This is a genomic window from Clostridium sp. YIM B02500 (assembly GCF_022324665.1).
Classification (GTDB): Bacteria; Bacillota; Clostridia; order Clostridiales; family Clostridiaceae; genus Clostridium; species Clostridium beijerinckii.
In genome coordinates this window covers 1-21,250 of sequence record NZ_JAKGTE010000021.1, presented here as the reverse complement: position 1 = coordinate 21,250, position 21,250 = coordinate 1, and the positions used below count along the sequence as shown (strand labels likewise).

Annotated in this window: 19 protein-coding genes; 17 read left to right on the top strand and 2 right to left on the bottom strand. The window is 30.3% G+C overall.

What is annotated here, in order from left to right:
• The first annotated feature begins 24 nt into the window (after positions 1-24).
• The 5 genes from kdpB to L1S46_RS16735 all read left to right on the top strand — a co-directional run bounded on the left by kdpB (position 25) and on the right by L1S46_RS16735 (position 6,713).
• Positions 25-2,088: a potassium-transporting ATPase subunit KdpB gene (kdpB, locus tag L1S46_RS16755; protein ID WP_238900475.1), complete on the top strand. Its 2,064-nt coding sequence runs from the start codon at positions 25-27 to the stop codon at positions 2,086-2,088.
• 66 nt (positions 2,089-2,154) lie between these two features.
• Entirely contained in the window at positions 2,155-2,781 is a 627-nt protein-coding gene (locus L1S46_RS16750) for a K(+)-transporting ATPase subunit C (RefSeq protein ID WP_238900474.1), read from the top strand.
• Between the two features lie 47 nt (positions 2,782-2,828).
• Positions 2,829-3,167, top strand: a complete 339-nt coding sequence (locus tag L1S46_RS16745; RefSeq protein ID WP_238900473.1) for a hypothetical protein — start codon at positions 2,829-2,831, stop codon at positions 3,165-3,167.
• A 143-nt stretch (positions 3,168-3,310) separates the two neighbouring features.
• Positions 3,311-6,022, top strand: coding sequence for a sensor histidine kinase KdpD (locus L1S46_RS16740; protein ID WP_238900495.1), 2,712 nt, complete (start codon positions 3,311-3,313; stop codon positions 6,020-6,022).
• Entirely contained in the window at positions 6,015-6,713 is a 699-nt protein-coding gene (locus L1S46_RS16735) for a response regulator (protein ID WP_238900472.1), read from the top strand. Before L1S46_RS16740 ends, L1S46_RS16735 begins: the two co-directional genes overlap by 8 nt.
• 48 nt (positions 6,714-6,761) lie before the next feature.
• On the opposite strand, the gene L1S46_RS16730 is transcribed toward L1S46_RS16735, so the two are convergent.
• Positions 6,762-7,340, bottom strand: coding sequence for a nucleotidase (locus L1S46_RS16730; RefSeq protein WP_023976864.1), 579 nt, complete (start codon positions 7,338-7,340; stop codon positions 6,762-6,764).
• Positions 7,341-7,876: 536 nt separating this feature from the next.
• Here L1S46_RS16730 and L1S46_RS16725 point away from each other — a divergent pair.
• The 10 genes from L1S46_RS16725 to L1S46_RS16680 all read left to right on the top strand — a co-directional run bounded on the left by L1S46_RS16725 (position 7,877) and on the right by L1S46_RS16680 (position 18,553).
• Complete coding sequence (locus tag L1S46_RS16725) at positions 7,877-8,026, top strand: hypothetical protein (RefSeq protein ID WP_017211431.1); 150 nt, start codon at positions 7,877-7,879, stop codon at positions 8,024-8,026.
• Positions 8,027-8,413: 387 nt separating this feature from the next.
• Positions 8,414-8,905: a 2Fe-2S iron-sulfur cluster binding domain-containing protein gene (locus tag L1S46_RS16720; protein WP_238900471.1), complete on the top strand. Its 492-nt coding sequence runs from the start codon at positions 8,414-8,416 to the stop codon at positions 8,903-8,905.
• A gap of 413 nt (positions 8,906-9,318) precedes the next feature.
• On the top strand, positions 9,319-9,807 hold the full coding sequence (locus L1S46_RS16715; protein WP_238900470.1) for a hypothetical protein: 489 nt from the start codon (positions 9,319-9,321) through the stop codon (positions 9,805-9,807).
• 160 nt (positions 9,808-9,967) lie between these two features.
• On the top strand, positions 9,968-11,914 hold the full coding sequence (locus L1S46_RS16710) for a sigma-54-dependent Fis family transcriptional regulator (protein WP_238900469.1): 1,947 nt from the start codon (positions 9,968-9,970) through the stop codon (positions 11,912-11,914).
• Between the two features lie 240 nt (positions 11,915-12,154).
• The gene (locus L1S46_RS16705; RefSeq protein WP_238900468.1) at positions 12,155-13,237 is read left to right on the top strand and encodes a 2,3-butanediol dehydrogenase; all 1,083 of its coding nucleotides are present in this window, start codon (positions 12,155-12,157) and stop codon (positions 13,235-13,237) included.
• Positions 13,238-13,388: 151 nt separating this feature from the next.
• Positions 13,389-14,279, top strand: coding sequence for a sulfide/dihydroorotate dehydrogenase-like FAD/NAD-binding protein (locus tag L1S46_RS16700; RefSeq protein WP_238900467.1), 891 nt, complete (start codon positions 13,389-13,391; stop codon positions 14,277-14,279).
• Positions 14,279-15,673 carry an NADPH-dependent glutamate synthase gene (gene gltA / locus L1S46_RS16695; RefSeq protein WP_238900466.1) on the top strand — a complete coding sequence of 465 codons (1,395 nt, stop codon included), beginning with the start codon at positions 14,279-14,281 and terminating at the stop codon, positions 15,671-15,673. The genes L1S46_RS16700 and gltA overlap by 1 nt, the downstream gene beginning before the upstream one ends.
• Before the next feature lie 218 nt (positions 15,674-15,891).
• Positions 15,892-16,674, top strand: a complete 783-nt coding sequence (locus L1S46_RS16690; RefSeq protein ID WP_077831713.1) for an HD domain-containing protein — start codon at positions 15,892-15,894, stop codon at positions 16,672-16,674.
• Between the two features lie 389 nt (positions 16,675-17,063).
• Positions 17,064-17,933, top strand: coding sequence for a cation diffusion facilitator family transporter (locus L1S46_RS16685; protein ID WP_011968798.1), 870 nt, complete (start codon positions 17,064-17,066; stop codon positions 17,931-17,933).
• A gap of 167 nt (positions 17,934-18,100) precedes the next feature.
• A complete protein-coding gene (locus L1S46_RS16680; RefSeq protein WP_238900465.1) occupies positions 18,101-18,553 on the top strand; it encodes a hypothetical protein in 453 nt (150 codons plus the stop codon).
• Between the two features lie 54 nt (positions 18,554-18,607).
• On the opposite strand, the gene L1S46_RS16675 is transcribed toward L1S46_RS16680, so the two are convergent.
• Complete coding sequence (locus L1S46_RS16675) at positions 18,608-19,372, bottom strand: class III extradiol ring-cleavage dioxygenase (RefSeq protein ID WP_238900464.1); 765 nt, start codon at positions 19,370-19,372, stop codon at positions 18,608-18,610.
• Positions 19,373-19,560: 188 nt separating this feature from the next.
• Between L1S46_RS16675 and L1S46_RS16670 the strand changes: the two genes are divergently transcribed.
• Together L1S46_RS16670 and L1S46_RS16665 are read left to right on the top strand one after the other, a co-directional pair.
• A complete protein-coding gene (locus L1S46_RS16670; RefSeq protein ID WP_238900463.1) occupies positions 19,561-19,869 on the top strand; it encodes a helix-turn-helix domain-containing protein in 309 nt (102 codons plus the stop codon).
• Positions 19,870-20,202: 333 nt separating this feature from the next.
• Positions 20,203-20,802: a nitroreductase family protein gene (locus L1S46_RS16665; protein ID WP_011968802.1), complete on the top strand. Its 600-nt coding sequence runs from the start codon at positions 20,203-20,205 to the stop codon at positions 20,800-20,802.
• The last annotated feature ends 448 nt before the right edge of the window (positions 20,803-21,250 follow it).

Genomic DNA, 21,250 nt, shown 5'->3' with positions numbered 1-21,250 from the left:
GTAGAAAGCAAGGAGAAAAATAATATGAGTGATAAAAGAAAAAAGTCTAAATTTATTACAAGAGATATATTAAGAGAATCGATTATAGAGTCATTTAAGAAATTAAACCCTAAATATATGATAAAGAATCCAGTTATGTTTGTTGTTGAAGTGGGTTTTGTTATAACTTTATTGCTTACATTTTATCCAAGCTTATTTGGAGATAAAGGAAGTAATTTAAGAATATATAATTTTATTGTAGCTCTAATATTGTTTATAACAGTACTTTTTGCAAATTTTGCGGAAGCCGTAGCTGAGGGTAGAGGAAAGGCTCAAGCTGAGAATTTAAAGAAAATGCGTAAAGATACTGTAGCAAAATTGTTGAATCCTGATGGAACAACTAAAGTCATAAATGCAAATGAATTAAAAAAAGGAGATATAGTTTTAGTTGAAAAAGGAGATATAATTCCTAATGATGGTGAAGTTGTAGAAGGAATAGCCTCTGTTGATGAATCTGCAATAACTGGTGAGTCAGCACCTGTTATGAAAGAACGTGGAGGAGATTTTGCATCAGTTACAGGAGGAACAAAGGTTGTAAGTGACTGGCTAAAGATCGAGATAACAGCAACACCAGGTGAGTCATTTTTGGATAAAATGATATCTCTTGTAGAGGGAGCATCAAGACAAAAAACTCCAAATGAAATTGCGCTTAATACTGTACTTGTTAGCTTAACAATTATATTTCTTATAGTTATAGTTGCACTTTATCCAATGGCTAATTACTCGGGTGTTTCAATTTATATTTCAACTTTAATAGCACTTCTTGTTTGTTTAATACCAACAACAATTGGTGGTCTATTATCAGCTATTGGGATTGCGGGTATGGATAGAGTTACTAAATTCAATGTTATAGCTATGTCAGGAAAAGCTGTAGAAGCCTGCGGTGATATTGATACAATGCTTCTTGATAAGACAGGTACTATAACATTTGGTAATAGATTAGCTTCGGATTTTATACCAGTTGACAACGTAAGGAAATTAGATTTAATAAATTATTCAGTAATCTGTTCAATAAAAGATGATACACCAGAAGGAAAATCAATAGTTGATCTTGCTAGAAGAAGCGAAGCAACAGTTAATGAAGAAGAGTATAAAAATTTAGATTTTATTGAGTTTACAGCTCAAACAAGAATGAGTGGAGTGGACTTGCCTGATGGTACTGATATAAGAAAGGGAGCTTCTGATTCTATAAGAAACAGAATAAAAGAAATGGGAGGAATTATTCCAGATGATTTAGATGAAGCTGTTAACAGAGTATCGAAACTTGGAGGAACACCTCTTGTAGTTTGCGTAAACAATAAAATATACGGAGTTATATATCTTAAAGATACTGTTAAGCCAGGTCTTGTTGAAAGATTTCAAAGACTCAGAGAAATCGGGATTAAAACAGTTATGTGTACTGGTGATAATCCATTAACTGCTGCAACTATTGCTAAAGAAGCTGGTGTAGATGAATTTATAGCTGAATGTAAACCAGAAGATAAAATTGATGCAATTAAAAGAGAGCAAGAACAAGGTAAACTTGTAGCCATGACTGGAGATGGAACCAATGATGCACCAGCTCTAGCACAGGCAGATGTAGGGCTTGCCATGAATAGTGGAACCACAGCGGCTAAAGAAGCAGCTAATATGGTAGATTTAGATTCGGATCCAACAAAAATTCTTGAGGTAGTTGAAATAGGAAAACAATTATTGATTACAAGGGGGGCTTTAACTACTTTCAGTATTGCTAACGATGTAGCAAAGTATTTTGCTATTATACCTGCAATATTTACAGTAGCTATACCTGAAATGCAGATTATGAATATAATGAGACTTTCAACACCATATAGTGCTATACTATCGGCTCTTATATTTAATGCAATAATAATACCACTACTTATTCCAGTAGCAATGAGAGGCGTAAAATATAAACCGATGAAAGCAGAGATGATGTTGCTTAGAAATATGCTTATTTATGGAGGCGGTGGAGTAATTGTTCCATTCATAGGAATAAAGGTAATTGACATGATTATTACTCCGTTAGTCAGAATTCTTAATATTGGCTAACTTAGATAATGAAGATTATTGGCTAAGAAAAAATTATGCACCTCAATAAGAAAAGGAGATTTTTATATGAAAATAATCAAAAAATCTATTCTGTTAAGTATTACTTTTATGGTACTTTGTGGGCTTATATATCCTCTTTTAATGACTGGAATAAGCCAGCTGGTTTTTAATAAAAAAGCTAATGGAAGTATGATAACTGTTAATGGAAATGAAGTTGGATCAGAACTTATAGGACAAAATTTCACAGATCCAAGGTTCTTTAGAGGAAGAATTTCAGCTGTAAATTATAACACTTATACAGAAGCAGATACTGTACCAGATGAAAGCGGAAAGGCAGTATATAGTGGAGTGGGCTCAGGGTCACAAAATTTAGCGCCTTCCAATGAAATCCTTAGAGAAAGAGTTGAAAAAGATATAAATGAATTTTTAGCTGCTAATCCTGGAGTTAAGAAAGAAGATATACCAACAGACTTGCTTACAAGTTCTGGTTCCGGGTTAGATCCTGATATAAGTCCAAAGGCGGCAGAAATTCAAATTCCAGCAGTTTCAAAAGCATCAGGAATAAGTGAAGCAGATCTTCAAAAAATAGTTGATAAATATACTGAAGGTAGAACACTTGGGGTATTTGGTGAACCAAGAGTAAATGTTCTAAAAGTCAATATGGAAATAGCTTCACTTTTAAATATAAAGTAATTTGGGATTCTAGTTCATTTTACTTTTATAGAATGAGAGGGATTACTATGAAAAGAGTATTTTTAGGGCTTTTAGCTATTATCATAATCATTTCCATAGCGGGGTGTAATAATAATCCATATGCTGGAGAATATAAAACATCTGATAATACTATTTTAGAGCTTAATTCGAATGGTAAATGCAAGGTAATAAACAATTCTTATAAGGATGTATTTTATACGTATGGTAAGTATACTATAAATGATAATAAAATAGAAATAACTTTTGATGAGGATAAACAAAACTATATGAGAGTTAAATCTTTAAATGGAGAAGTTAAAGGAAGTGATATAGAATTTTATGATTACTTAGGAAAAAAGTCTACTTATTCTAAAGTAGAGTGGTGAAAGTACTTTTATATTATTATTAGAGGATATATAATTTCATTAGACAGAAGGCGCAATCAAAGAAATAATAAAACAGTATGTCTTACTATTAGTTTCTTTTATGTGCCTAAGATAAAATTAAAGAAATGTTAGGAGTGATTTAAATAGATATAAATGAAAGGCCAGATCCACAGTATCTTTTAAATCAAATAAAAAAAGAAGAAAATGTGTCCTCAAGAGGAAAATTGAAAATATTTTTTGGCTATGCTGCTGGTGTTGGTAAGAGTTATGCAATGCTTATGGAAGCACATGATATGAAGAAATTGGGCTACGATGTAGTGATAGGTTATATAGAACCACATGCAAGGCCAGAAACTATGGCATTGCTAAATGGACTTGAGAGTATAGAAAATAGGATTATTGAGTATAAGGGGATAACCTTAAAAGAATTTGACCTGGATATGGCTCTTATTAGAAAACCTGAAATTATGCTAGTAGACGAACTAGCTCATACAAATGCTAGTGAGCAAAGGCACAGAAAGAGATGGCAGGATATTCAGGAACTTTTAGAAGCAGGAATAAATGTTTATACCACTTTAAATGTTCAGCATATAGAAAGTTTAAATGATATAGTTGAAAGTATAACCCATATTTCAGTTAGAGAAAGAATTCCGGACAAAATATTTGATGAGGCTGATAAAGTAGAATTAATTGATATTGAACCAGATGAACTTTTGAAAAGATTTAGTGATGGAAAAGTGTATGATAAGGAACAAGCGACAAAAGCATTTAATAATTTTTTTACTAAAAATAATTTATTTGCACTTAGAGAAATTGCATTAAGAAGAACTGCTGATAGAGTAAATTATGAAGTGGAAAGCGTAAGGTTGTCAAAAGGGCAAATTACCGTAATGCCAACAGTAGATGCAATATTAGCCTGCATTTCTTCATCACCATCTTCTTCAAGGGTTATAAGAACAGCAAGGAGAATGGCAGAAGCACATCATTCAAAATGGATAGCATTTTATGTGGAAACAACAAAGTCGAGAAACTTAAGTAAAAAAGATAAGGAGAGTTTGAGTGCAAATTTTAAGTTGGCAGAAGAGTTGGGTGGAGAGATAGTAACTGTATATAGCGATGATATAGTTGAACAAATAATTCAATATGCAAAATTTAGAAATGTCACAAAGATTATAATAGGAAAAAATCATAAAAAACCAAATAATTTTTTTAGAATTTATGCTAGAGATATAGTTGATAAATTAATGGAGTCTAATTCATATATAGACGTTTATGTTATACCGAATTCAACTTTTAATAAAGAAAAAGAAAACATTATAAAAAGAAAAAAAGTAAGGGTCAGTATTTCATGGAAAGAAATTTTAACAGCTAGTTTAATAATGATTATATCTACAATGATTTCATTATTTATAGACTACATAGGATTTCGTGAAGCAAATGTCATCATGATTTTTATTCTGGGTGTAATTATAGTAAATATGAAAACTAGAGGGTATCTTTTAGGATTTATATGTTCAATCATAAGTATATTCTTATTTAATTTTCTTTTTACTGATCCAAGATATTCTCTTGAAGTTTATGATAAAAGCTACTTAGTTACTTTCCCAATAATGTTAATAGTGACATTTACAATTGGTACTCTCACAAGCAAGATACAAAGGGAGGCACAAAATTCTTTAGCAAGAGAGAATACAACACAAATTTTATATAGAGTAAGTAGAAAGTTACTAAGTGCAACAGGTACAGCTGATGTTGTGGGAATAGGGATAAAATATTTATCTAGATTACTAGAAAGAACAGTTATTTGCTACTTAGTTCAAGAAAATAAATTAACAACACCTTTTATTTATACGGCTACTAAAGGTGAGAAAGATCGGACATTGCTAAATAAAGAGGAAGAAGCTGTTGCATATTGGACATTATTAAATGATAAAGAGTCAGGTGCGGGAACTAATACTTTCTATGGAGCAAAAGGATATTATATGCCTCTTAAAAGTCATAATAAAGTATTAGGCGTGTTAGGTGTCTCTTGTATCACTGGAAACTTAAAACCAGAACAAAAATTCATTTTCGAGACTGTAGCTAGTCAAATATATATTGCTTTAGATAGAGAAATTCTCGCTGAAACTCAGAAGAATTCAAAGTTAGAAATTGAAAGTGAGAGATTAAGAAGTAATCTTTTAAGATCAATTTCCCATGATTTAAGAAGTCCACTTGCAGGGATAAAAGGAGCAATAAGTACTATCATTGAAACAGGAGAACTTCTATCTAAAGATACTAAAGATGAACTTTTCCAAGGAATTTATGATGATACTGAATGGCTTATAAGATTGGTAGAAAATTTACTCAGCATGACTAGATTTGAAGGGGGGAACATGAAAATTAAAAAGAACCTTGAACTCGTAGAAGAAGTTGTATATGAAGCAGTTCAAAGAACTTCAAAACGCTTGAAAGATCATGAGATAAAGGTGACAGTTCCAGAAGATGTTATAATGTTATCTATGGATGGAAATTTAATTGAGCAAGTTCTTATAAATCTTTTTGATAATGCTATTAAGTTTACTCCTAAGGAAGCTTTAATTGAGGTTAAAGTATATGAGGAAGTAGGCGATGTTATATTTGAGGTAATAGATGATGGGATAGGAATATTAGAAGAAATATTACCACATATATTTGATAGATTTTTTACAAATGGAGATAAAATATCTGATTCAAGAAGAGGTGTTGGGCTTGGGCTCGCAATTTGTAAATCTATAGTTGAAGGACATGGTGGGAAAATCAGCGCCCAGAACAAAGATGAAGGAGGCGCAATTTTTAGATTTAACATTCCAAAGGAGGGAAAGATAGATGGATAATAAGCCATATATTCTTGTAGTGGAAGATGACAGGCCCATAAGAAATTTCATAACAGCATCATTAAAAGCACAAGGATTTAATTATATAGAAACAGAGAAAGGAATTGAAGCCATTGCGCTTTCTATGTCTCATAAGCCAGACTTGATAATATTGGATTTAGGGCTTCCAGATATTGATGGAATCAATGTTATCGCAAAGGTAAGAGAATGGTCTAAAATACCTATAATAATAGTTTCAGCAAGAGAAAATGAAAGACAGAAAATAGAGGCTTTAGACAAAGGAGCAGATGATTATTTGACTAAGCCTTTTGGAATTGGAGAATTATTAGCGAGGATTAGAGTTTCTTTAAGGCACAGTGTAATAAATACATCTGAAAATAAAAATACAGAAATATTTAAGGTCAAGGGATTGGTTGTTGATTTTAATAAAAGAAAAGTTAGTATAGATGACGAGGATATACATCTAACCCCTATAGAATATAAAATAATGGCACTACTTTGTAAATATGCAGGAAAAGTATTAACCCATAATTTCATAATTAATGAAATTTGGGGTGCAGCTTTAGGTAATGAAACTCAATCACTTAGAGTTTTTATGGCAAGCCTTAGAAGGAAAATAGAGAAGAATCCAGCACAGCCACAATATATTTATACAGAAGTTGGTGTTGGATACAGGCTGATAGATGATTAGTTATTAAGATAAAAGCTTATCCTAATTCTTTTAAGGAGAGGCTTTTTTTTAAACAGCTTTAATTTGTGAAGATAGTTCTGTTATAATTAAGAATATTTCATTCCAGTTATTAACTCTAGTTATTTTATCATTTATAGGTTTCCTGTTATAATTTGTATCCATAAGAAGAACGTTGAATCCTGCCTCCGATAACTGAATTGCATTATTGTAGTTATCTTCAATAAAAACATTACAATCTAATTCGTGTGCTTTGTCAACCTTGTAGTGGCTACCTAAAACAAATAAGTTATCATAAGGTATTTCATTGTTTCTTAAAAATAGATGAGTCAGTGTTTTTAGCTCTAAATCTCTAGCTGTCACAAAATATATATTATGAAATTGATGCAATGCAGTTATAACAAGTTTAGCACCATCTCTTAGTTTTTGATCTGAGTGGAGTTTGAATTTATTTCTATTATAGAAATCGTCATATTCTTGCCTTTTTATACCCATAACTTCATGAATTTCATATTCTGTTACCTGATCTTCCGTTATATTCTTCTTAAAATATTTATTCGCCATATCTAGCCAGTCATAAGCCTTAGTTATCGTTCCGTCGATATCAATACAGATATTTAAAGTATTCATTTTATTTACATCTCCTTTATTAATTATTGATATTAGAAAACTTCCACAGGGTTATTCTTAATTGAGGAAGCAAAGAATGGTTAAATTCTTTATAGATATAGTATATTTATAAAAAGCTAAGATAGCATTAAAGGTATGTTAATGTTGTGTTACTTTTATGAATAATAAAATAATGTTAGTTTATGATAGTTATTAATATGGAATTTTTAACATTATCTTAAAATTTTACGTGCAGAAATTTAACAATTTTGTTGTATGATATGAGCATATAGATTTAGAAAGGTTGTATTTAAAACAATTTACTAATTTAATGCTTATATTAAATATAATTTATACGCATTATGGTGAAAAATTAGAAATGTGATGTATAATTACAGTAAAAGATAAATAAATTTTAAGTACAGCGTTTTATAGAATAAATGATGTGATTTTAATACTATACAAATTAATTAATGTGTACAACCTTAATATATTTACCATTGACTTTATGTAATGATGAAATTTGATTTCAAAAATAAAAAGGATGGTGGGATAATATGACTCCAAAAGAACTAACTCAAAAAACAGTTAAGGATATAATTAAAAGAAGAAAGAAAGCTGAGAATGAGATTAAGGCTTATCAAAGTGATCAAACTGCAAAGAAAATGAGGAACTGGAGTGTTAGAGTTGGAGGATGTAGATGGTAATGATTTAAATATAGATCGAGTATATGGATTATATAATAAATAGAGTTACCAACAAAAGGTGACTCTATTTGTCATTTATATGTCATTTAAAATAAGTACCTTGGTTTGCTATTTATGTCATTGTTAGTGCAAAGAAATATAGAGGGAAACTTGAAAATAGTAATATTGCGCTATTGAGGCATAGAACCCAGTAGGTTTTGTATAGTATCATGATTTAAAGTATATAATTTTAATAAAGATAAGTATTTAGAGTAATAATTTTGGATTTTAGTTTTAATTGGGAAGTTGTAGATCTAAACAATCATAGAATTTTTAGAGGGTAGATTTACTAAAGTTACAACTGTCAATTTAAAATTATCAATATAAGATTTAAAGGAGAGGGAAAGAATGTCAGTAAGGGTTAAGTTTATAAGTGAAGTAGAAGTTAAAGATGAGAAAAAGGTTTTAAAAGCTGCTAAAAATGCTAAGGTAAAAATTAATGACTCATGTGAAGGAAAAGGAAAATGTGGAAAGTGTGTTATTAAAGTTATAGAGGGAAAACTTTCTGAACCAACTAAAGAAGAATTAAAAGTTTTAGGAAAAGAAAAAATTGATGATGGATATAGATTGGCATGCCAAACCCGTATACTTGAGGATTCAGTGATAGAAATAATAGATAGCGAAGATATAAAAGCTAAAAAGGATACTAAGTGTGGTACTTTAAAAGTTAAGGATAGTGATAAAATAAAATTAAGCAAAGAAGATATAGATGCTAATGATAAAGTAGAAGCTTCTGAAACCGAAGAGGTGAAAATTAAGATAGATAGTGATGATAATAAGTTGAACCATAAGGTACACAACAAAGATACGGAAAAAAAGAATAAAAAATCAGATAAATAGAATATATATAATATAAAGTACATAAACAAAAAAATAGTTAAATTAATAGGAATAGATTAGTGAATAATATTTATTTTAAAATAAGGCTTAGAAATGTTATTAAATTGCATTTCTAAGCCTTATTATTCATTTCGGCGAGCTATATGCATAAGTTAAGGTCTTAGTTGAATTATCTATATAAAATCAGTAAGAATAGAAGGATTTTTAACATGCTTTTTACACGTAAACAAGTTTTAATTAATAATAGAGTATTACACTTAATAATGTAAATAAATAGATTTTAAAGGATAGGTGAAAGAATGTATACTAGAAATTTACTGTCTTATAATTATAAGTCTAATATAGATAGCATGGTTATAAGAAAAATTAATCTAATAAAAATGCTTTTTCTCCTGTTATTGTTAATTATTTTTTTGACAAGTATAGTAAGGTTCTATAATTCTATTGAATGTACAAATAGTAGTAGCCTCGCAGTTGATAACTTTAAAAGTGATATCAGTATGCTGAGTGAAACGGTGAATATTATTGAGACGGAAAGAACATCAAATGAGAATCTTCAAATAAATCATTTTGGATCTGATGGCAAAATAGTTGATGCTAGTGAAATTAGAACAGACTTAGCGACAGCTTTAATTAAAATCGGGGATATGGATAACGATAAAAAGTTATCAGATGATGAAATTACAGAACTTGGGATGATGAAATTGGATACTAAAACTATTCAAAAAGAACTTAGGGAATTTCAATTTAATTTAAGATCATCAGACCATAATTTGAATAATTTTATTGTTATAACGAAGGGAAAATATGCAGGAACAATACTTTATAATGGACCTTTAAAATTTATTGATGATGAGCATAAGCGTTATTTTGGATTAGAATTATGGATGGATATTAAATGATTTTCAAATTTTAGAGTAAGTTGAGAGTGATATATTTATATTGTTCAAAAACTAACATCAAATTTAAATATTATTAAATTCGACATATATATTTAATAAGTTTATCATATAAGATATAATAAATGATAAATTTATCTTTGTGTAAGCATAGGAGAAATATATGGAGAATTATGTGGATTTTATTAATAAGGCTTGGAAAGACTTTATTTCTACAGGAAATGTCAATCCTAAGGTTAGAAGTGAAATTGGTGATTCATGGATAAGATGCATGAACTATGGTGTTAATCCTTATGATGGTAAGGGTCATGTTAAACATTCTAATATAAATGAATTAATTAATAAAAATAATGAACTCATATCTGTAGCTAGGCCTGTTATGGAAAGTATTTATAGCATGGTTCGAGGATCAGGATTTGCATTATTTTTAACGGATAAAGATGGATATATAGTAGATGTAATAGGCGATAACGATATAATGAAGAGAATTGAGGAATTAAACTTTCTTAAGGGTGAATTATGGTCAGAAAATGTAGTTGGAACTAATGCTATAGGGACTGCCTTATACCTTGGTAAACCAGTGCAGACTATAGGAGCAGAACATTATGGGGTAAATCAACACTCTTGGACTTGTTCTGCATCTCCTATTTATGATGAAGATGATAATTTAATTGGATGTATAAATATGTCTGGAAATTATTATAATGCACATTCTCATACGTTAGGTATAGTAACTGCTGCGGCACAATCAATACAGAAGCAAATGGCACTCGCTATTTCGTATAAGTTACTTAATGTAACATTTGATTCTATATCAGAAGGCATGATAGTTATTAATGAGTATATGAAAGTTAAAAGAATAAATGGACGAGCTTTAAAAATTTTAAACATATCATTGGAAGAAGCAATGAATATGAATATTAATGAAGTGCTAAATGGCGTCGACTTTCACAAATTATTGCAAGAAAAAAATAAATCTTTAAATAATATAGAATGGGATTTTTCTATAAATAATGACATAATAAAATGTGTTATAAATGTCTTGCCATTAAATAAAAATGGTAAGAGTAGTGGTATGGTAATAACTTTTACAGAAGTTAAGATTGTACATAAACTAGTAAATAAGTTTGTGGGATATAAAGCACAATATGAATTTAAAGACATTATGACAACAAGCAAAGAGATGGCAAATATGATAGCCTTCGCTAAAAAGGCTTCAAAAAGTGACTGCAATATACTAATACAAGGAGAAAGCGGTACTGGTAAAGAGTTGATTTCTCAGTCAATACACAATTATAGTGATAGGGCTAGAGGTCCGTTTGTCGCTGTAAATTGTGCATCAATACCTAGCGAATTAGTTGAAAGTGAATTATTTGGATACGAAAAGGGTGCTTTTACTGGAGCATCAAAAGAAGGGCATCCAGGTAAGTTTGAATTAGCAGACGGAGGGACAATTTTCCTCGATGAAATTGGTGAGCTGCCATTAGATATTCAAAGTAAGCTTCTTAGGGTTTTAGATAATGGAAAGATCGTTAGAGTCGGTGGGACTTATGAGAAGCAGCTAAATGTTAGAGTTATTGGTGCTACTAATAGAATATTGAAAAATGAAATAAGAAGGAAAAATTTTAGGGAGGATTTATATTATAGGTTAAGTGTAATGGAAATAAAGACTATTCCATTACGAGAAAGAAAAGATGATATAGATGTACTTGTAAATGATTTTGTTCAAAGGCTAAACATAAAAAACAAAAATAAGATTATAACTGTAAGTAAGGAATATATTGATAAGTTAAAGAAATACGATTGGGACGGAAATATAAGAGAACTTAAGAATGTTGTTGAGCGAGATTATTACTTGAGTGAAGATGAAATGATGAATATAGATATAAACAATTTAGATTACAATAATATGACACAAACTTTGCATCAAGAGCCTATAAATCAAGAGGAGATTGAAATAATTCCTCTTGATTTATTAGAAGAGAATGCTATAAGGGATGCTATAAAAAAATGTGATGGAAATCTTCAACTAACATCTAAATTATTAAGTATAGGTAGAGCAACTTTATATAGAAAGATAAAAAAATATCATATAGATGTATCAAAATGAGAAAAGAAAAATCTGTGTATCAGAATGAGAAAATAAAATGTATCGTTTTGATACATTTTTCTTTTGTAGTTCAATAGTTTATATATAAAATCATATATAAATAATAGGTAAAATAAAATTATATCAAGCAAACAACCTAAATAACGCAAAAAAATATAATCTTAGTCATAACTTGGCATGAAAATTGCTTAATAAATATATGTGAATTAATTAACAATTTATCCAAGGAGGAGTTTTAAGATGAAAGCAGCATTATGGTATGCAAAGAAAGACGTTAGAGTAGAGGAAATTGAAGAACCTAAAGTTACAGTTAATGGTGTAAAGATTAAAGTAAAATGGTGTGGAATATGTGGATCAGATTTACATGAATATTTAGGAGGACCTATATTTATACCAGTAGGACAACCTCACCCATTAAGTGGTACAACTGCTCCAGTAGTTCTAGGACATGAATTTTCAGGAGATGTCGTTGAAGTTGGTCCTAATGTAAAGAATTTTAAACCAGGAGATAGAGTAATAGTTGAACCTATAGTTGCATGTGGAAAATGTCCAGCATGCTTAGAAGGAAAATATAATTTATGTTCATCATTAGGTTTCCATGGACTTTGCGGAAGTGGTGGAGGACTTGCTGAATATACAGTTTTCCCAGAAGAATTCGTACATAAGATTCCAGATGAAATGTCTTACGAACAAGCTGCTTTAGTTGAGCCAATGGCAGTAGCATTACATTCAATTAGAATTGGTAATTTTAGAACAGGGGATACTGCGTTAGTACTAGGATCTGGTCCAATAGGACTAGCAACTATTGAGTGCTTAAAAGCAGCCGGTGCAAAATTAATAATAGTATTACAAAGAAAATCTATAAGACAAGAGTATGCTAAAAGAGCAGGGGCAGATGTAGTATTAGATCCTAATGAAGTAAATATAGCAGAGGAAGTTAAGAAGCTTACTAACGGATTAGGAGTTGACGTGGCGTTTGAAACTACAGGAGCTCAAATAGGTTTTGATACAGGTATAGATAGCTTAAAGTTTGAAGGAACTTTAGTTGTAACTAGCATATGGGAAAATGATATTAAATTTAATCCTAATGTATTAGTATTCACTGAGAAGAAAATCATTGGAACATTAGCATACAGACATGAATTCCCAGCAACTATGGCTCAAATGAAAGATGGAAGAATAAAAGCAGAAGGATATGTAACAAAGAAAATACATTTAGATGATATAGTTGAAGAAGGGTTTGGAGCATTAACAGGTCCAGAAAAGAAGAAACATGTTAAGATATTAGTATCTCCAGACAAAGAACTTGTATCTAAATCTTAATCTATATAGAATTTGCAATTAGCAATAAAGATATTAAATAGTACTTATAGATAAAGTATATTCTCGCAAGAACAAAAATTATACTAAGATTCAGATGAATAGAAAAAATCATCTGAATCAAGTTTACTTGGTTAAATTAGGAGGAACGTAAATGTATAAAATAGTGAATAAAAAGGAGCTAACAAATAATATATTCTCAATGGATATAGAAGCTCCAAGAGTAGCAAAATCTGCAAAGCCTGGACAATTTATTATCATAAAAAATGATGAAAAAGGTGAAAGAATACCTTTGACTATAGCAGATTATGATCAGGAAAAAGGAACAGTAACTATAGTTTTTCAAACTGTAGGAAAAGGAACAAAACAGTTAGCTGCTTTTAATGAAGGGGATCATGTAGCTGACTTTGTTGGACCATTAGGTGTACCAAGTGAATTTATACATGAGGATATAGAAGAATTAAAGAAAAAGAATTTCATCTTTGTAGCAGGTGGAGTTGGTGCAGCACCAGTTTACCCACAAGTAAAATGGATGCATGAACATGGAATAGCAGTGGATGTTATTTTAGGAAGCAGAAACAAAGATTTATTAATATATGAAGAAAAATTAAAGAATGCTGCTGGAAATCTTTATGTAACAACTGATGATGGTTCATATGAATTTAAGGGAACTGGATCAGATATGCTTAAAGAGCTAGTTAATAATAAAGGTAAGAAATATGATCATGCAATTATTATTGGACCAATGATAATGATGAAATTTACTTCTATGCTAACTAAGGAATTAGGAATTCCAACAACAGTAAGCTTAAACCCAATAATGGTTGATGGTACAGGTATGTGTGGTGCTTGTAGAGTTACCGTTGGAGGAGAAGTTAAGTTTGCTTGTGTTGACGGGCCAGAATTTGATGGACATTTAGTAAATTACGATGAATCAATGAGAAGACAAGCTATGTATAAAACAGAAGAAGGAAAAGCACAGTTAGAAGTTGAAGAAGGAAATACTCATAGTCACGGTGGCTGTGGTTGCAGAGGTGATAAATAATGGACATGAATGAGAGATTAGTTAGAATACCAGTAAGAGAGCAAGATCCAAAGGTTAGAGCAGCAAACTTTGAAGAAGTTTGTCTTGGATATAACGAGGAAGAAGCAACTAAAGAAGCTTCTAGATGTTTAAACTGTAAGAATCCTAAGTGTGTAGAAGGATGTCCAGTATCAATCAATATACCTGGATTCATTTCTTATGTTAAAGATGAAAAATTTGAAGAAGCTGCAAAAGAAATTTCAAAATACAGCTCACTTCCAGCAGTTTGTGGAAGAGTATGTCCACAAGAAAGACAATGTGAAGGAAGATGTGTTTTAGGAATAAAGGGTGACTCAGTATCTATTGGTAAACTTGAAAGATTTACAGCAGACTGGGCAGCATCACATAATGTTGATTTAAGTGCAACAGAACCTAAGAATGGAATTAAAGTTGCAGTTATAGGAAGTGGACCTGCAGGACTTACTTGTGCTGGAGATTTGGCTAAAAAAGGATATGAAGTAACTATATTTGAGGCACTTCATAAAGCAGGCGGAGTTTTAGAATATGGAATTCCAGAATTCAGACTTCCAAAAGAAAAAGTAGTTAAAAATGAAGTTGAAAACATTAAGAAACTTGGTGTTAAAATAGAAACTAATGTTATAGTTGGCAGAACTATAACTATAGATCAATTGTTTGAAGATGAAGGATTCAAAGCTGTATTTATAGGTTCAGGTGCAGGACTTCCAAGATTCATGGGAATACCAGGAGAAAATGCAAACGGAGTATGTTCAGCAAATGAATTTTTAACAAGAGTAAACTTAATGAAAGCAGCGGTAGAAGGATATGACACTCCAGTTAGATCTGGTAAAAAAGTTGCAGTAGTAGGTGGAGGAAATGTTGCTATGGATGCAGCAAGAACTGCCTTAAGACTTGGATCTGAAAGTCATATTGTTTATAGAAGAGGTGAATCAGAACTTCCAGCAAGAGTAGAAGAAGTACATCATGCTAAGGAAGAAGGAGTAATCTTTGATGTATTAACTAATCCAACAGAAATCTTAGTAGATGAAAATGGATGGGTTAAAGGAATGAAATGTGTAAGAATGGAACTTGGAGAACCAGATGCATCAGGAAGAAGAAGTCCAGTTGAAGTTCTTGGTTCAGAATTTGTTATGGATGTAGACACTGTAATAATGTCACTTGGAACATCACCAAATCCATTAATTTCATCAACAACTCAAGGGTTAGAAATTAATAAGAGAAGATGTATCGTAGCTGAAGAAGAAACAGGTCTTACTACTAAAGAAGCAGTTTATGCTGGTGGAGACGCAGTTACAGGGGCAGCAACAGTAATACTTGCTATGGGCGCTGGTAAAAAAGCAGCAAAAGCAATAGATGACTATTTACAAGAAAAATAAAATATAAACATAAAATAAATATAATTTTTATGATTAAATCCTAAATTATAAAGCCTTGGCAATATTAAATGAGTATTGTCAAGGTATTTTTATTCTTTAAGGATTCGTAATGAATGTGAATTAAAACCTATGCTCATATAGAAGGAAGTTTTATAGTTAAGTAATTTATGCTAAAGGAGTATAATAGATATATATTTAGATATAGTAAGGAGATAAAAATGGAAAATATATTAGTTAAAGAATATTATGATTGGTTTAGCTCTTATGTAAAAAAATTTTATGGGGAAGATAGCTTAATAAATCAGAATATTGAACTTAAGGAAATACATACGCTAAAAGTCGCAGAGCATGCTGTAAATATTGCAAAATCTTTAAATTTCACCCAAGAAGAAGTTGATACAGCGGAGATAATAGGATTATTCCATGATATAGGAAGGTTTGAACAATTTAAAAAGTATAAGACATTTAGGGATGCTTTTTCAGAAAATCATGCTGCTTTAGGCGTTAAAATATTAGAAGAGAATGGAACATTAAAAAACTTAGATGACAGTAGAAGAAAGATTATTATTAAAGCTGTAAATCTTCATAATGCAAAAGATCTTCCGATGGATTTGAATAAGGAAGAATCATTGTTTTGCAAATTGATTAGAGATGCCGATAAACTTGATATTTTCAGAATCATTATGGGATATGAGAGAGAAAGAAAAAATCATCCTAATCCGGCGCTTGATAATTTACCTTTTACATCAGGCTATAATTCAGAGCTTATTAAGGACATTCGTTCAAACAAAAAAATTAGTAATAATTCACTGGAAAATTATAATGATAGAAAAATATATGAATTAAGTTGGATAATTGATTTAAATTTTTCATTTTCTCTTAACTATATAAAGGAGAGAGAAGTTTTAAAAACATTAATTAGCTGTTTGCCTAAAAATGAAGAGATTGATGACTTAGAAAGGTACCTTGATAAATATATAGAAAATTCCATAGTAAAATAATTTATCTGTAAATGAACGCTTTAATTACTTTCTGTTTGATAATAATATTTAATTTATGGCTATACTAGCTAACCTGAGACTACTACCCAAATGCTAAATGCTGTTAAGTTTAATCTATATATCTATAAGCATTATAATGTCTATAAAATTTAGTGGCATATAATATGTAGATATAATAACGAATAATACTTATGTTATTTGGAAAATTAACTTTATGTAATCTTTAATTGAAAAATACATTTTTATAGCAAACCATATGCTGTAATTGCCTTATAGTAAAGTACTTGTAAGTTAATTACTTCAATGAAGAGTATGTTTTGCATAAATATATTTAAGAATGATAATTATTAAGATAGCATTGAAAAATAGTATAGTCAGGGGTGGAAAGTATGGAAAACAGTTATAATAATTTAAAAATAGCAGAACGTGGAGCTAGAGTGAGTATTATAGCGTATATAACATTATCATTATTAAAACTCGGAGTTGGCTTTTTTGCTCAATCTAAGGCATTATTAGCTGACGGAATCAATAATACTACCGATATAATAGCTTCAGTGGCAGTTTTAATTGGGCTAAAAATATCGGGAAAGCCAGCTGATGATGATCATCCTTATGGTCATCTTAGAGCAGAAACAATAGCATCATTAATAGCATCTTTAATTATGCTGGCTGTTGGTCTTGATGTGCTCTATAATGCGATTAAATCAGTTATCTTTTTTAACCCTAAGGCTCCTGATTTAGTATCTGCTGTAGTTGCAATTTTTTGTGCTGCGGCTATTTACATGGTATATCGTTATAATATGAGGATTGCTGTTAAGATAAAAAGCTCTGGGCTAATGGCTGCTGCAAAAGATAATCTTTCTGATGCATGGGTAAGTATTGGTACGACCATAGGTATTGTTGCTTCTCAGTTTGGTTTTCCTTGGATAGATCCTCTTGCAGCTGTAGTTGTAAGTGCTTTAATATTAAAGACAGGATGGGATATATTTAGGGAGGCAACTCATAATCTATCAGATGGTTTTAGTAGAGAGAAGCTTGATGGTATAACTAAATCTATTAACCAAGTTCCTGGTGTTAAACAAATTAAGAATATAAGAGCGCGCGTTCATGGAAATAATATTTTACTTGATTTGGTAGTTAGTGTCAGTTCTGAGTTGTCTTTAGTTGAAGGACATTCCATTACCGAAAAAATAGAAGATAAATTGAAAGAAGATCTAGATATAACGCAGGTAATGGTTCATGTTGAGCCGGATAAGTAGAAAGTATAAATGTAGCTGAGGAAAAAATAAAATTCCTCAGCTACATTTTTATTTGAAATTAATTAAGTTGTAAAAGCATAGCGAACCAATTTTATATCGAGCGAATAATATAATATGTAGAATTTTACTAATGAATATAAAGAGATGAGCATAAAGCAGGTGTTTAAATGGATATTAATCGAATTATATTTAGTATAACACGAGGATATTGCAGATATATTGGTTCCGGTTCTTGTAGAGAAGTATTTGATCTTGGGAATGGATATGTAGTAAAAATAGCAAAGAATGCAGCTGGAATTGCACAAAATAAAACAGAGTATTATATTTCTCGTTATGACAATTCTAACATGTTTGCGAAGGTTATAGACGTTTCAAAAAACTTTGAGTTCTTAATTATGGAGAGAGCGGATAAGGTATATAATATTACGGAAATATGGAGATATTTTGATGTTAAAAGTAAAAAAGAAATGTTTGATTTAAAACAGATAAAAAGTATTTCTCAAAATTATAATTTACTATTAAGTGATTTGAATAGACAAAGTAGTTGGGGAGTAATTAATGGCAGGCCAGTAATTATTGATTATGGATTCACAAGAGAAGTAAAGGAAAAATACTATTAAATTTTTTACTAAAGCAGGATTGAGTATATCATATCCTGCTAAAATATTAGATTACTAAAATTCAAGGCAAAGACGGCTTAAATTTCCTAATTCATACTCTCGAAAAATAACTCTAGGAATTAGTAGCGAACTGCTGCCTAATGCTATAAATAGCGGAACAAAATGCTCAGGGCTTGGAACAGCCAAATCGGCATTTGGAGCTTGATCTCTATAATTGTAAAGTGAATTAAAATCATTTTCTTTTAACCTGTTAATTAACCAGTCATCAAACTCTTCAGCCCAAGAATCATTGCTTACAGCTTCAAAATCAACTAAATTTAGATTATGAACTGTATTTCCGCTTCCGATAACTAAGATATCTTCATCACCTAAAGTTTTTAGAGCGCTACCTATTTTTATTTGTTCTTCAATGGATAATTTGGGGTCTATTGAAACTTGAACAACGGGGATGTTGACTTCTGGATAAAGGTGTTTTAAAAGAGTCCAAGCTCCGTGATCTAGACCCCTATTTAAGTCTTTTTTAACTTTTATGCCTTCGTGTGAAAGTTTTTCTTCGACTTTTGCTGCAACTGTACTAGAACCTTGCGCCTCATATTTTACATTGTAAAGTTCTTCTGGAAATCCATAAAAATCATATACTGTTTCGTATGTGGAATCAGAAGATGATATAGTTAGTGTTTCACTATCCCAGTGTGCTGTAAAGATAACAATAGCTTTAGGGTTTAATTTCTTTCCAAGATTATTTAGAAATTCAGTATAATTATCTTCTTCAATGGCCATCATTGGAGAGCCGTGTGCTAAAAATAAAGGTTTAACCATATAATAAAATCCTCCTTTAGATTCAATAATTAATTAATATTAGATATTACCATAAAGATCAAAGTTAATACATAAGTTTTACGGAATATTGACTTATTCAATGAATATTATTATATTTAGTATAATATCATAAGTTGCTTATCTTAATTAAGTGATTATGATAGAATAGTAACAGGTGGTGATTAAATATGGAAAAATTTCATATGTGCCCAAGGTTTGAAAATGCTTTTGAATTACTAGGAAAAAGATGGACCGGATTGATTATAAGAACATTATTGAATGGACAAAATCGATTTTCAGATATAGAAGAAGCTATTCCTAATATGAGTGCTCGTATGCTTACAGAACGATTTAAGGAGCTGGAAAAGGAAGGAATAATTATTAGAAAAGTTTATCCGGAAACTCCAGTGCGCATAGAATATGAATTGACAGAAAAAGGCCATGATCTTCAAAGTGCCATGGATGAGATCCAAAAATGGGCAGAAAAATGGAATTAACTAAGACAATTCAAAAAATATAGAGAATTTTCTTAATTACAATGGAGATTCTTTATATTTTTTTATTGTTTGAAAATTAAAAAAATTATGAATTTATATTTAAAATACTATTGACTAAGTGTTATAAGTATGTAATAATTAATCTAAAGTTACTTACTAAATGTAAGTAACTAATTAAAAATATTGAAGTGAATTTATTAGGCTTCACTGTTTTTATATAAAAGATGTACTAGTTATAGTTAGATATAATTTTAAATTACTGTAAGTAATTATTTAAAAAGAAAAGAATATAAATACTTAAATAAATTTAGATATGATAGGAGGAATGATTATATGTCAAAAGATTTTTTTACTGCTGTAGCAGATAGACGTTCATTTTATGGAATTAGTAAAGAAAAGGTGGTTTCTGATGATAGAATCAAGGAAATTATAGAACATGCTGTAAAGCATACACCATCATCATTCAATTCACAAAGTGCAAGAGTAGTACTATTGTTAGGAGATCATCATGATAGATTATGGGATATCACAGAGAATGCTTTAAGAAAGATTGTTCCTGAAGATAAATTTGAGCCAACTCAAGAAAAAATAAATTCGTTTAGAAGCGGTTATGGTACAGTTTTATTTTTTGAAGATAATAGCGTGATAGAATCTCTTCAACAACAATTTTCACTTTATAAAGACAATTTCCCAATTTGGTCTCAACAAGCAAGTGGAATGCACCAGTTTGTTATTTGGACTGCATTAGAAATTGAAGGATTTGGAGCATCGCTTCAACATTATAATGAGCTTATTGAAAATGACATAAAGAAAGAATGGGGAATATCTGATGATTGGAAACTCATTGGGCAAATGCCTTTTGGAAAGCCAACAGCGGATCCAGGCCCAAAAGAATTTAAACCATTAGAAGAACGTGTAAAGATATTTAAATAAAGAAATATTTCAATGATTATTTTCATATAATAGGGGTGATTTTATCACCCCTAAAAATTATTTAACTGATTCTAAACTTATTTAAAATCAGAAAATAATGAGATTATGATTTAAATGAATAATTCTATTTATTTTAGATAAGAGTATTTTTAGCTAGAAATGTTGAGATGTCAGTGGAATAAAGAGGCTTTAGGCTTTGAATATAATGGTTTTTAACATATGATTGGTACTGTACTTAACATTAATTATATTTATATAGTTGACAATTAACAATATGTAACTTATAATAAACAAGCAAATAAAAATTTTTTACCTATATTGGTAATACTTTAATCTTTAAAAATTAAAAGTTGAATTTTAATTTTTGTAGTCAAATATGGTGAACGTAGTTCAGTTGGTAGAGCGCCAGTTTGTGGCACTGGTTGTCGTGGGTTCGAGTCCCATCGTT

Coding starts and splice junctions, on each gene's coding strand:
- kdpB (WP_238900475.1), top strand. CDS start 25: ATGAGTGATAAAAGAAAAAAGTCTAAATTTATTACAAGAGATATATTA.
- L1S46_RS16750 (WP_238900474.1), top strand. CDS start 2,155: ATGAAAATAATCAAAAAATCTATTCTGTTAAGTATTACTTTTATGGTA.
- L1S46_RS16745 (WP_238900473.1), top strand. CDS start 2,829: ATGAAAAGAGTATTTTTAGGGCTTTTAGCTATTATCATAATCATTTCC.
- L1S46_RS16735 (WP_238900472.1), top strand. CDS start 6,015: ATGGATAATAAGCCATATATTCTTGTAGTGGAAGATGACAGGCCCATA.
- L1S46_RS16730 (WP_023976864.1), bottom strand. CDS start 7,340: ATGAATACTTTAAATATCTGTATTGATATCGACGGAACGATAACTAAG.
- L1S46_RS16725 (WP_017211431.1), top strand. CDS start 7,877: ATGACTCCAAAAGAACTAACTCAAAAAACAGTTAAGGATATAATTAAA.
- L1S46_RS16720 (WP_238900471.1), top strand. CDS start 8,414: ATGTCAGTAAGGGTTAAGTTTATAAGTGAAGTAGAAGTTAAAGATGAG.
- L1S46_RS16710 (WP_238900469.1), top strand. CDS start 9,968: ATGGAGAATTATGTGGATTTTATTAATAAGGCTTGGAAAGACTTTATT.
- L1S46_RS16705 (WP_238900468.1), top strand. CDS start 12,155: ATGAAAGCAGCATTATGGTATGCAAAGAAAGACGTTAGAGTAGAGGAA.
- L1S46_RS16700 (WP_238900467.1), top strand. CDS start 13,389: ATGTATAAAATAGTGAATAAAAAGGAGCTAACAAATAATATATTCTCA.
- gltA (WP_238900466.1), top strand. CDS start 14,279: ATGGACATGAATGAGAGATTAGTTAGAATACCAGTAAGAGAGCAAGAT.
- L1S46_RS16690 (WP_077831713.1), top strand. CDS start 15,892: ATGGAAAATATATTAGTTAAAGAATATTATGATTGGTTTAGCTCTTAT.
- L1S46_RS16685 (WP_011968798.1), top strand. CDS start 17,064: ATGGAAAACAGTTATAATAATTTAAAAATAGCAGAACGTGGAGCTAGA.
- L1S46_RS16680 (WP_238900465.1), top strand. CDS start 18,101: ATGGATATTAATCGAATTATATTTAGTATAACACGAGGATATTGCAGA.
- L1S46_RS16675 (WP_238900464.1), bottom strand. CDS start 19,372: ATGGTTAAACCTTTATTTTTAGCACACGGCTCTCCAATGATGGCCATT.
- L1S46_RS16670 (WP_238900463.1), top strand. CDS start 19,561: ATGGAAAAATTTCATATGTGCCCAAGGTTTGAAAATGCTTTTGAATTA.
- L1S46_RS16665 (WP_011968802.1), top strand. CDS start 20,203: ATGTCAAAAGATTTTTTTACTGCTGTAGCAGATAGACGTTCATTTTAT.